This is a genomic window from Nodularia sp. UHCC 0506 (assembly GCF_034931045.1).
Lineage (GTDB): Bacteria > Cyanobacteriota > Cyanobacteriia > Cyanobacteriales > Nostocaceae > Nodularia.
The window spans coordinates 16,725-29,257 of record NZ_JAYGHH010000028.1 but is presented as its reverse complement, the minus strand read 5'-3'; the positions used below and the strand labels follow the sequence as shown (position 1 = coordinate 29,257).

Sequence of the window (12,533 nt, the reverse complement as noted above, 5' to 3'; positions counted from 1 at the left end):
ACATTAATGTTATGCAGGATACCCAAAATCCCACAGTTTTAAATTCCTTTCGTCGCGCCGCGCAAGCAGGCGAATTTTTAGTTACCGCCGAGGTAGCACCCCCTAAAGGGGTAGATGTCACACACATGATTTCAATGTCGGCGACCCTTAAGGGGAGGGTTCATGCCGTCAATATTACCGATGGTAGCCGCGCCGTATTGCGGATGTCTTCTTTAGTCGCGTCAGTGATTTTGTTACAAAATGGCATTGAGCCGATTTGTCAGATGGCTTGCCGCGATCGCAATAGAATTGGTTTACAAGCTGATTTAATGGGCGCTCATGCTTTGGGTATCCGCAACATTTTAGCTTTGACTGGTGATCCGGTGAAAGTTGGCGATCACCCCAATGCTAAAGCCGTGTTTGATTTGGAATCTGTGCGTCTACTGCAATTGATTCGGAAGCTGAATCAGGGTGTTGATTTGAATGAAAAGCCTTTCCCTGATGGAGCGACTGACTTATTTGCTGGTGCGGCTGTAGATCCGCAGTCTGCCAGTTGGTCAGGTTTACAAAAGCGATTTGAACGCAAAATTGAAGCAGGGGCGCAATTTTTTCAAAGTCAGATGATTACAGATTTTGAACGGCTAGAAAAATTTATGGAAACTGTAGCAGTTAATTATAATAAACCAATTTTGGCAGGAATTTTTCTGTTGAAATCGGCAAAAAATGCCCAGTTTATTAATCGCTGTGTTCCCGGTGTAAATATTCCTCAGCAAACTATTGATAGATTGGCAAAAGCACAAGACCCCCTGGAAGAAGGAATGAAAATTGCAGCTGAACAAGTGCAGCTTGCCCGCCAATTATGTCAAGGTATCCATATCATGGCTGTGAAGCGGGAAGATTTGATCGCGCCAATTTTAGATTTAGCCGGAGTTACACCAGTAACGAATGTTAACTAAATAACCTACATCAAACTCTCCCCTATCCTTACCAACTATCGTGTACACATCAGTTCTGCCTGTCTGCGTTTGAGCCTGTTTTGCCCCCTAAATCCTCCAAGTTTGGGGGACTTTGAAAATTCTTGTTCCCCTATAATTGGGGGTTTGGGGGTGATTCGATCACTTGTTTGTACACGATAGTCCAAGGAGAGGGGCTGGGGTTCTTTTCCGCACTGTTTCACCCATTGGTGGCTTTGACAACTCATCCAGATAGTACAAACTCCCAATCTTTTTGATGATAAAAAATTAAAATAAATTAAACAAGAAGGAAAACAATACAGTTTATGTCAACTGAAATTCAGACAGAACTAGATAAAGCAGTAGAACTGCGACGCAATTTTGCGATTATTTCTCACCCTGACGCGGGTAAAACTACCCTCACAGAAAAACTCCTGTTATACGGGGGTGCTATTCACGAAGCTGGTGCAGTTAAAGCCCGGAGAGCGCAGCGTAAGGCGACTTCAGATTGGATGGCTATGGAACAACAACGGGGAATTTCTATTACCTCGACGGTGTTACAATTCGCCTATCAAAATTGTCAAATAAATTTACTCGATACACCAGGACACCAAGATTTTAGTGAAGATACTTATCGGACTTTAGCAGCTGCTGATAATGCGGTGATGCTGATTGATGTGGCAAAAGGTTTGGAACCCCAAACACGGAAGTTATTTGAAGTATGTAAATTAAAGGGTCTGCCTATTTTTACATTTGTAAATAAACTCGACCGTCCGGGACGAGAAGCCCTGGAACTGTTAGATGAAATTGAGCAGGAATTAGGTTTGCAAACCTATGCAGTTAACTGGCCAATTGGCATGGGCGATCGCTTTAAAGGTGTATTTGACCGCCACGAGCAAAAAATTCACTTATTTGAACGCAGCGCCCACGGTAGCCGGGAAGCCCGCGATACTACTGTCGATTTAGGTGATGCCCAACTTGCGGCACTGCTAGAAGATGACCTTTACCAGCAACTGAAAAATGATTTAGAACTTTTAGACGGAGTTGGCCCAGAACTGGATTTAGATTTGGTGCATCAAGGTAAGATGACTCCAGTGTTTTTTGGCAGTGCCATGACTAACTTTGGGGTAGAGTTATTCTTGAATTACTTCTTGAAGTATGCCCTAAAGCCAGGCGCACATAATAGCAGTATGGGTGAAATTCCCCCCACTTATCCCGACTTTTCAGGGTTTGTTTTCAAACTGCAAGCGAATATGGACCCCAAACACCGCGACCGTGTGGCATTTATCCGGGTTTGCACAGGAAAGTTTGAAAAAGATATGACAGTGAATCATGCGCGGACTGGCAAAGTCGTGCGATTGTCTCGCCCGCAAAAGCTTTTTGCCCAGGAAAGAGAATCGATTGAGACAGCTTATCCTGGGGATGTCATTGGTTTAAACAATCCGGGTGTTTTTGCAATTGGTGACACTATTTACACAGGTCAAAAGCTCGAATATGAAGGAATCCCCTATTTTTCACCAGAACTGTTTGCAACTCTGAGAAACCCTAACCCCTCTAAATTTAAGCAATTTCAAAAAGGTATTTCGGAATTGCGCGAAGAGGGTGCAGTCCAAATTATGTATTCATCTGATGAAGCCAAACGTGACCCGATTATGGCCGCAGTAGGTCAGTTGCAATTTGAAGTGGTGCAGTTTCGCTTGCAAAACGAGTATGGTGTAGAAACCATATTAGAGTTACTCCCCTACAGCGTCGCCCGTTGGGTTGAAGGTGGTTGGGAAGCTTTGAATAAAGTGGGACGGATTTTCAATACCACTACTGTCAAAGATAATATGGGACGGCCAGTTTTGCTCTTCCGTAATGAATGGAATTGCCAACAGTTACAGGGAGATCATCCAGAGTTAAAATTAAGTGCGATCGCCCCGGTGTATTCTGTTCAACAACCAGTGGAGGAATAATTCACTTGATGGGACTAACCGGGCGCAATTGATATTCACTCACGATGGTATTCAAGATTTGCGCTTTTGTATAGCAACCGCTAAGGCGGTTAAGGCAATGTTGATTGCTGGAAGCCCTGGAAGAAACTGGGTTGATACTCAGCACTCAGCACTTTGCCATACCCACTGTGGATCAGTTAGTAGACATTGGAGTGCCAAAATTTCTATGCATTCAGATGCCGAACTGTCTTTGGAGGTCGGTTTAGTCGCCCTCAAACAAGAAAATTACCAACTTGCGATCGCTAAACTCACGCCTGTTGCCAGTAGTCAAGAAAATTCTACCGCTAACTTACAGGCACGGGTTGGTTTAGTGATGGCTTACGCACGCATTGGACAAATCCGCAAGGCCACCGTCCTGTGCCAAACTCTCACTGAAAGCCAAAACCAGCAAGTTAAAGAATGGGCTGAACTTGCTCTCACGTACTTGACAAAAAGCAAAAAAAGTAGTAAAAAAACCTCGGCTACTGGATTTGTGGCTGCGGATAATTCTCAAAACTCTGCTGCATCAAAACACAAACCCCAAAATACAGTAGCAGAAACTACCAGAGATGGCAATTCATCGCCTGTGAAGTCAGGTAACTTGCGGAATACGGCCATACCACCATCAGTTGAGTACCAAAACACAATCATCACAGAAACACCTGCGAGTATCTCAGGCAGTTTTTTCGGTTCTACCAGCTATACACAAACTTCTGGGGCTGAACATATTCACAGCCCATCATCCAGTATTTACTGGCGACAAGCAAAACGTGCCAAGGTATGGCAACCACTGCGTAAACCTAAGCTAATTCCCTTGCGGTTACTAGCAGTTGGGACATTTGTGAGTTTGTTTTGGCTACTGCGAGAGATAGTCAATTTAGTTACGGGTTTTATTAATACTGCTTTAATCAAGCTACCATACCTACAACCATTACAGTTCCTCTACCGCAACCCCACCTCATTTTTATTGATAGTTTTATTCATCTTAATTGGACTATCACCCTGGTTGCTAGATTGGCTATTAGCAGGTTTTTATGGACAGCGAGAATTGAGCAAAGATGTATTACATAACCACAGTCGAGAAACAGCTAGAGTAATACAACGTTACTGCCAACAGCGTCGCTGGCAGTCGCCGAAATTGCGAATTCTGCCCATAGCTGCACCAATGGCACTCACTTATGGTAATCTCGCCCGCAACGCCCGAATTGTAGTCAGTCAGGGGTTATTAGAGCAACTGGCAGATGATGAAATTGCTACTATTTATGCAACACAGCTAGGGCATATTGCTCACTGGGATTTTGTGGTGATGTCTTTAGTATTGCTGCTATCACTACCAATTTATGGGCTATATCAGCAAATATCAATTTGGGGAAACAAGAAATCAGAAGGGATTTGGTATAAACCAATAATCATTTTGGCTAGTACTGTTTATGGACTTTGGTGTTTATTGACTGGAATTAGTTTATGGTTGTCGCGGTTGCGGCTGTACTATAGCGATCGCCTCGCCTCCGAAATTACTGGTAATCCCAATGCTTTGACTCGCGCCTTACTGAAAATTGCTATCGGAATTGCTGTTGATATCCAAAAAGCAGAACAAACTAGTTGGCATTTGGAAAGTTTAAATTTATTTATTCCAGTTGGTTATCAGCAAAGTCTTTCTTTAGGTAGTCTTGCAGGTCAAATGCCCTTTGAAACTCTCTTGATGTGGGATGCTGTTCATCCTTATAGCCGTTGGTTTACGATTAATAATAGCCATCCCTTAATAGGCGATCGCATCCAACGCCTGAGTCAAATTGCCCGCCATTGGCATATAGACCCTGAACTACATCTAAGTAGTCAGCGAAGTTTTCAGGTGAAGCGCCAATCTTTCTTATTACAAATCGCGCCCTTTTTGGGCATTCCCCTGGGTTTTGTCTTTGCGGGTTTGATTTGGCTGACGTGGCAAACTGCATTCACTTTCAGGTTGTTAAATTTAAAGTGGATATACGACGATTGGACTTTTGTGATCGGCTGCTTGCTGATTAGTTTTAGTGTTGGGATGGTGTTTCGGATAAATTCGTTTTTTCCAGATATCAAAACTGTTAGTGTGCAGAATGATCACAGTCTGCCCAATCTCTTAGTTAATCCATCTACAATTCCTATTGATAGCATTAAAGTCCAACTGGTCGGAAAGCTATTAGGTCGTAGAGGTACTGCCAATTGCTTAGGACAAGATTTAATTTTGCAATCTAGTAAAGGGCTAGTGAAATTACACCACATTGCCTTGGGACAATCAGTGAATCCCCAAGATTTAATGGGTCGGCAAATTATAGTCACAGGCTGGTTCCGCCGAGGAGCAACACCCTGGATTGATATTCACACAGTGCAAACTCAAAGTGGTAAAACCATTCATAGCCCTCATCCAATTTGGTCTATTGTTGTGGCACTGGCTGCACTGCTTTGGGGTGCATACATCTTTCTTACAGGCTGAGTGTTGAGTGCTGAGTGCTGAGTGCTGAGTGTTGAGTGCTGAGTGCTGAGTGCTGAGTTCGGAGTGCTGAGTTCGGAGTGCTGAGTGCTGAGTGCTGAGTGCTGAGTGCTGAGTGCTGAGTGCTGAGTGCTGAGTGCTGAGTGCTGAGTTCGGAGTCCTGAGTTCGGAGTCCTGAGTTCGGAGTCCTGAGTTCGGAGTGTTGAGTTCGGAGTCCTGAGTTCGGAGTCCTGAGTAAGTTTTCCCCCCTGCTCCCTGCACCCCTGCCTCTTCTCCCCTGCACCCCTGCCTCTTCTGGGAATGTAAATAAAAGTTGCAAATTTTATGAATGAGCGTTACATTTATTTACAAACTACCATAAAGCTGAATTAGCTTGCCAATATAGCGTAGTTGTCAAAAATTAGCTAATTTGTGCAAATCTATCCTGATTTCCCTTTCTATACAGCAGTTCATTTACCAGCCAATGGCTGGTTTTTGCTTCTGATAACCTTCCTTGAGAAAAAAAATGTATTTTATGCTACGATATATTAATGCTATGGTGGAAAATGTATGCTCTGAACTAGCTACGTAGATAATACCGTGGTAATGTAAGGAATGGTATTTAATTCTGCGGGCAAGGTCATCAAAGAAGATATTTACTTTAACAAGCCAAGGCTTATAAATTTACGATTCTTAGAATTAAGGTGGTATTAGCCGAGCGTTGTATGCGCTTTTGTATTAAACAAGCTTCATCCCAACGAAAAACTGTATTGTATAGGTTGACAGTTTGGAGTAAAAAATTTGGTTTACGGCAGTCTTGGTCAATAGCATCTATTTACAGCCAAAGCCAAGTGATTGTTTTCTTGCCTTGCCATGTTCGTTCAACTCTGGAGGTATAGTTCATGTCCGTTCGCCTATATATAGGCAATTTGCCAAAAGAAGAAATAGATCGTCAGGATCTACAAGCAGTTTTTGCCGAAGAAGGCGAAGCTGTAACAACAAAACTCATTAAAGACCGTAAAACAGGTAAATGCCGTGGTTTCGGTTTTCTCACAGTCAACAATGATGAACAAGCTGATCAAATTATTGAAAAGTATAATGGTCAATTGTTCAAAGAGACTCCCATAAAACTAGAGAAAGCATTACCTCGCACAAAAGGTGAGGAGGGTGAAGACCAAGCTCCTAAACCAGCGAGTAGTGCTACCAGTCATCCTGCTCCTACTATCCAAAAAGAAGGTAGCCGTCGGGAGAAAGGCGCTAAGAAGTCACGGCGTGGTGGCGGTGGTGTTAGGGAAACCAGCACAAGTGCTGACTCAGATACTATTCGCCCAGATCCACGTTGGGCTTCTGAATTAGAAAAGCTCAAGGAGATGTTAGCGGCACAAACTACAAATTGAGCCTATGGGGATGGGAATTAAAACTTAAAAATTGTGGTTTTGAGGTTTTAATTCCCCATAATGCTCTTTTTTCTTGGTGAATGAATTAAATGGTAATTTAGCAACTGTTGTCATTGCAATCACAACTTTTGGTCAAATCCGCTTCTATTCACGCATACACCAGACATATTAACAGGATTTTGTCTAAGGATGTTGGGCGCATTTTACCAAAACAAGTGATGAGTTGATCCAAGTTATGATCGCCATATCTTAATTCCCACCTCTGAGCTAGTTTTGGAGGTGGGTTGCTTTATCGAAGTTTATCTATCAAAAGCATTAGATATAAATATAGTTTTTTACGTATAAATAAATTCCGGTGAATTACTATGTAAATCACTATAGACCAGTTACTTAACATATTAAATTGTTGGACATAATTAAATTAAAATAAAGATTAATCAAAGTGCCTAAATAGTTTAGTTAAGTTTGCGCGGCGAAACTTTGACGACACATTCCGAGAATTAGCAATATACAAACGATGAACGCTAGTATGGTGTAGCCATTCAGCTAGATGAACTTTACACCCAAATTTTGCAGCAAACGGTGAAAGAACCCGCATTGGTTCAGTAAGTAATTAGTAATCATAACTCTTGTGCAACCAGTTGACTATACTACTCTCACAGCTTCTTGTAGCGAATTACGCGCACACTGGCTGCCATCTCGATTAGAACAAGTTTATCAGCGCGATCGCTATACTATTGCTGTCGCATTACGCACCCTAAAACAGAGGGATTGGCTAGAAATTTCTTGGCATCCCCAAGCAGCGCGGATTTGTATTGGCGAACCACCACCACGATTACCCGATACCTTTACTTTTAGCCAACAATTAGTACATCAATTGGGTGGTTTGGCGCTGGTGGACATTCAAGCGATCGCGCCTTGGGAGCGTGTTGTGGATTTGCAATTTGCCCGTCGTCCTGGAGAAGACGCACTATATCATATATATGTGGAAGTAATGGGCAAATACAGCAATGCTATCCTCACCGATGCCAGCAAAATGATTATCACAGCTGCTCATCAAGTTGGGCAGCATCAGTCTAGCGTTCGTCCCATCCAAACCGGACAGCCTTATGAAACCCCACCAAAACTAACTGGCCCTGTTCCCAGTTTGAACGAATCCCCAGAACGCTGGCAAGAACGGGTCAGCTTAGTCCCAGGAGCAATCAAGCGTCAGTTATTAAAAAGTTATAGCGGCTTGAGTTCGGCACTGGTCGAATCCATGTTACTTGCTGCCGATTTATCCCCAGAAACTACAACCGATAACCTCACACCTGAAGACTGGCAAAGACTGTTTGCGCGATGGCAAGAATGGCTACAAGCTTTGGATGTAAGTAAATTTCACCCAGCTTGGACAGCAAATGGTTATACCGTCATGGATTGGGGCGCAGTTGCATCAGAAAAAAACATCCAAACTTTACTGAATAGCTACTACACTGATGAGTTAAATCAGCAGGTGTTTGCTCAGTTGCGGCATCAATTAAACCAGAAATTACATAATATTCTCATAAAATTACGTAACAAAGCCCAAACCTTTTCCGAACGCTTGCAGCAATCAGATCAAGCGGATGAATACCGGGCAAAAGCTGATTTGTTGATGTCCAATCTGCAACAATGGCAACCAGGGATGAAAGAAATTATCCTATCTGATTTTGAGACAAATCAACCCATAGCGATCGCCTTGCAACCAGATAAAAACGCTGTCCAAAATGCCCAACGCCTTTATAAACAGCACCAAAAACTCAAACGCGCTCGTGTGGCTGTGGAACCGTTACTTTTTGATGTAGAATCAGAAATTAGCTATTTAGAACAAGTAGAAGCGGCGATAGCTCAGATAGAAAACTACCAAGCAGCAGCAGATTTACAGGCTTTAGAAGAAATCCGCGACGAGTTAATTGGACAGAAATATTTAGAAGATCCAGGATACCGCAGCCGCAGTGCCAGCGCAACAGCCGCTACAAACTTTCATCGTTACCGCACCCCTAACAACTTTGAAGTTTTAATTGGTCGTAACAATCGCCAAAATGACCAATTAAGTTTTCGGGTAGCTGGGGATTATGATTTGTGGTTTCATGCTCAAGAAATTCCTGGAAGTCATCTGTTACTGCGTTTAGAACCTGGTGCAGTTCCAGAAGCAGCTGATTTACAATTTGTAGCTAATCTTGCCGCATACTACAGTCGTGCGCGTCAGAGTGAGCAAGTACCAGTAGTTTATACTCAGCCCAAGCACGTTTACAAACCCAAAGGAGCCAAACCAGGTATTGCCATTTACAAGCAAGAGCGTATCCTCTGGGGACAACCGCAGTTAATTCGTAATTTGTAATTCGTAATTCGGCTTCTCTCCTCTCCTTGCTTTAGCGTAGCGTCTCCCTTTGGAGAAGGTGAGGGGCTGGGGTGAGGTTGGTTATTTTATGAAATCCGCATTCATTGTTAAAATCTTATCCCCCCCTGCGCCCCGGCCTCTTCCTCACGGTATCTGAGATTTATTCTTAAAGATAGAGGTTAGTTTTTTCAGATATATCTTTTTTTTATATTTTTTTATAAAAAAACTGTGTAGACTGTTACAATATTGTTAAGAAAAGTTGCCCGTTGGTTTTGGGAACGCGCAATTTGGTTTTTACTCTACTGAGAAGACAACGCGGAAAAAATATTTGAGGCCAGCTGTGCAATGCTGGTCTTTTTTTGTTACGTGTAAAATAGGGAAGACGCAAAAATCATTTTTACGCCTTCTGCGGAAATTTTGTGCTATCTAGAAACTAAATCTAGTTCTGAGCGCACCAATCACAACATCATCGTTGTCATTGTTATGATTTGGAGATGTTAACCAAATTATACCAGGGGTAATAGTAATATTTTCAGTTAGCTGATATTGGTAGAAAGCCTCAAGGTGATAGGAAGTATCCCGATCTCTGCCCACTCCTGGAATGCTGGAACTTGTGACTCTAGGTTCTACACCAGCGATAATTCCGGCTAAGTTACCTCTTTTACCCAAGTCAGGAAAGCCCAAGGTAACGGCATAATTCCAAATGTCAGCTTCTCCTCGATCGCCTGTCAAGGCACGGCTGTTAGTGTATCCAGCCCAACCACCTAATACCAATTTTTCACTGATACCGAGAGATGCTTGGATACCATAGGAATCACTGGCAAAAGCTGCATCGTTTGCTAATAAAGTTTGGAAGGTTGCGGCATTACTACCTGTAGCTAATGGCTGTCTGTAAGAATTGATATAAGTTAAACCTACCGCAATGCGATCGCTTGGTCTGATCGTCAGCTGTGCCAAAGCACCGTAAGCACCGTTAAACAAACCATTTCTGGGTGAGGGATCATTCGCTGCACCACTTAAATACCCTAAACTGAGTGCTAATTGATTACTGAACTGGTGGGTTATTCCTAAACCCGCACCATCCATCTGGTTATAAATTGGGTTACGTGTACCAAAAGTACTTAAAGCCCCAGTACTACCATCACCGTCAAAGATATTAACTGTATCAGTGATGTCATCTGCTGCACCGGCATTAGCGATCGCAATTACTTGTGTTTTTGCACCAAGGGGAAATTCGTAAAACAGTGCATCTATTTCCGCATTTGTAGTACCATCCTCACCAGCAAAGGCTAAGTTACCTTCTTGTGTACCAATGTCAGGGCCTAAAATATTGTTAGCTTGGATTCTAGTAACTAGGGTATCTCTCCCTGTAAAACTGGTAACAAATTCAATGCGCGATCGCACTCCCAGAGTTGTATTATTATCCGTGATATTTTCATTACCGCCCAAAACATCACTAATAACTGCGACTACTTCCCCTTCCAGTTTGGTTGTAGTGGAAAACTGATTGGCTTCTAATTCAGATGTGCGGGCTTCTAGTGAATCCACCCGACCCCTTAATGTTGCCAGTTCTGCGGCAAATTCTTCCTGTAGTCTTTGTAATGTGCCTAAATCTTGTTGTGTCACCATATCGCTAGTAGCAGTAGCAATTAGCTCATTCACTCGATCCAAACAAGCATTTAAACCAGCAGCGAATTCATATCGAGTTAACGCCCGATTACCGCGATAAGTGCTATTGGGATAACCTGCAATACAACCGTAACGTTCTACCAACGATTGCAATGCTTGAAAAGCCCAATCAGTAGGTTGCACATCCGATAACTGAGAAACTGAGGTAATTTGCGCCATTACCTGATTTTTTGTGAGATTCTCAGCTTTAACCTCTGAATTATTTATTTCTGCCCTCGTGGGTATTTCCCCTGCATACACGGCAGTACAAAAAACCAGTATAGTACCGCCAAATACAGGACTAACCAGTAAATATTTCCAGAACTCTCGCATTTCCTTCCTCACACTTGTTGATTGTAGATTGCACTCAGGGCGAATGTTTTCGAGAATACCTTTTTTAAAAAAGTATTTTCCAAATGTTAACAGTAGTTTAAGAATATTCTCAATAAGCTAAAAACTGGTCTTTACCTACTGGTGAGATATTAAACAGTTATTTTTGTGGTCTATTATACATTTTTTGCAGGATTGTGTGAGAATGATACTTATTCTATAATAGTAAACGAATTTCATTCTCAATGAAGAAGTCTGACAAAAGTAGAGTAATCATTAGTTTAGAGGGGAAAAGTGTGATTTGGAATCCTTTAGGAATTAAAACAGGCAAAAAAAACAGACTTGTCCTGTCATTAATGGCTTTACTCACCTTATCGGTGGCTGTGGGCTGTAACCAATCAAACACAGATATAGGAGTAACTTCAGAACAAACACCCAAAGCAGAGGAAGCAGCAGCTATTCCAGCAACGGCAGAAAAAACTCAAGTTGTGGCCACAATTTTGCCCATGTATTTGTTTACTAAAGCAGTAGCTGGAGATGCCGCAGATGTATCAATTCTCGTGCCACCGACCACGGGGGTGCATGATTACCAATCAACACCGGATGATGTTAAAGCGATTTCTACAGCCAGTATTTTAGTCAAAAATGGTTTGGGATTAGAGGAATTTTTGGACGACACTGTAAAAAATGCCGAAAATCCTAATTTAGTTAAAATTGATGCTAGTAAAGGGATTCAAATTTTAGATGAAATTTCCCCGGTTGATAAAACGGTAACAGGAGACGGACATAGCCACGGACATAGCCACGGACATAGCCATGACCATGCTGAGGGAAATCCTCACGTTTGGTTAGATCCAGTTTTAGCAAAACAGCAGGTAACAAATATTCGGGATGGATTAATTGCAGCTGATCCTGCGAATAAAGCTACTTATGAGGCGAATGCTGCGGCTTATATTCAAGAATTAGACAACTTAGATCAAGAATTTCAACAAACTTTGCAGAAAACTCCTAATTGCACTTTTATTACATTTCATGATGCCTTTCCATATTTAGCTCAACGCTATAATCTCAAACAAGTGGCTGTGGTGCAAATTCCTGAAGACCAACTTTCACCCGCAGATGTGCAGAAAGCTGTCAAGGCTGTAAAAAACTATAACGCTAAAGCTTTATTCAGCGAAGCAGGGGTAGATAATAAATTATTAACCAGTCTTGCCCAAGATTTGAGTATAACTGTGCGTAATTTGGATTCTCTAGAAACTGTTGGTGGCGATATCAATCCCCAGCATTACCTCCAAGCAATGAGAAATAACTTGCAAACTCTAGAGGCTGGGTGCAAATAATTAGATGGACAAGACAGCGACACCTGATAATCATTTGTTTTGATGTCATTATCAATGAATAATTAATTAGGGCTGACTGAAGAAATCT

At 42.3% G+C, this 12,533-nt stretch carries 8 protein-coding genes; 6 read left to right on the top strand and 2 right to left on the bottom strand.

Annotation, left to right across the window (positions count from 1 at the left end):
• Positions 1 to 11 precede the first annotated feature (11 nt).
• The 3 genes from VB654_RS15695 (at position 12) to VB654_RS15685 (ending at position 5,375) form a co-directional block, all read left to right on the top strand.
• Positions 12 to 935, top strand: coding sequence for a methylenetetrahydrofolate reductase (locus VB654_RS15695; protein WP_323214710.1), 924 nt, complete (start codon positions 12 to 14; stop codon positions 933 to 935).
• A gap of 323 nt (positions 936 to 1,258) precedes the next feature.
• Positions 1,259 to 2,887 carry a peptide chain release factor 3 gene (prfC, locus tag VB654_RS15690; protein ID WP_323214709.1) on the top strand — a complete coding sequence of 543 codons (1,629 nt, stop codon included), beginning with the start codon at positions 1,259 to 1,261 and terminating at the stop codon, positions 2,885 to 2,887.
• A 205-nt stretch (positions 2,888 to 3,092) separates the two neighbouring features.
• Positions 3,093 to 5,375: a M48 family metallopeptidase gene (locus tag VB654_RS15685; protein WP_323214735.1), complete on the top strand. Its 2,283-nt coding sequence runs from the start codon at positions 3,093 to 3,095 to the stop codon at positions 5,373 to 5,375.
• Here VB654_RS15685 and VB654_RS15680 read toward each other — a convergent pair.
• Positions 5,365 to 5,691 (bottom strand): hypothetical protein, encoded by a 327-nt coding sequence (locus VB654_RS15680; RefSeq protein WP_323214708.1) that lies wholly within the window; start codon positions 5,689 to 5,691, stop codon positions 5,365 to 5,367. The two genes, VB654_RS15685 and VB654_RS15680, sit on opposite strands and share 11 nt — an antisense overlap.
• 562 nt (positions 5,692 to 6,253) lie before the next feature.
• On the opposite strand from VB654_RS15680, the gene VB654_RS15675 reads away from it, so the two are divergent.
• Together VB654_RS15675 and VB654_RS15670 are read left to right on the top strand one after the other, a co-directional pair.
• Positions 6,254 to 6,748: an RNA-binding protein gene (locus VB654_RS15675; RefSeq protein WP_323214707.1), complete on the top strand. Its 495-nt coding sequence runs from the start codon at positions 6,254 to 6,256 to the stop codon at positions 6,746 to 6,748.
• A gap of 631 nt (positions 6,749 to 7,379) precedes the next feature.
• Positions 7,380 to 9,107: an NFACT family protein gene (locus tag VB654_RS15670; RefSeq protein WP_323214706.1), complete on the top strand. Its 1,728-nt coding sequence runs from the start codon at positions 7,380 to 7,382 to the stop codon at positions 9,105 to 9,107.
• Positions 9,108 to 9,533: 426 nt separating this feature from the next.
• Here the strand turns inward: VB654_RS15670 and VB654_RS15665 are convergent, their stop codons facing one another.
• Positions 9,534 to 11,108 (bottom strand): iron uptake porin, encoded by a 1,575-nt coding sequence (locus tag VB654_RS15665; RefSeq protein WP_323214705.1) that lies wholly within the window; start codon positions 11,106 to 11,108, stop codon positions 9,534 to 9,536.
• Positions 11,109 to 11,461: 353 nt separating this feature from the next.
• Here VB654_RS15665 and VB654_RS15660 point away from each other — a divergent pair, with 353 nt between their 5' ends.
• Positions 11,462 to 12,445, top strand: a complete 984-nt coding sequence (locus VB654_RS15660; protein ID WP_323214734.1) for a metal ABC transporter solute-binding protein, Zn/Mn family — start codon at positions 11,462 to 11,464, stop codon at positions 12,443 to 12,445.
• The last annotated feature ends 88 nt before the right edge of the window (positions 12,446 to 12,533 follow it).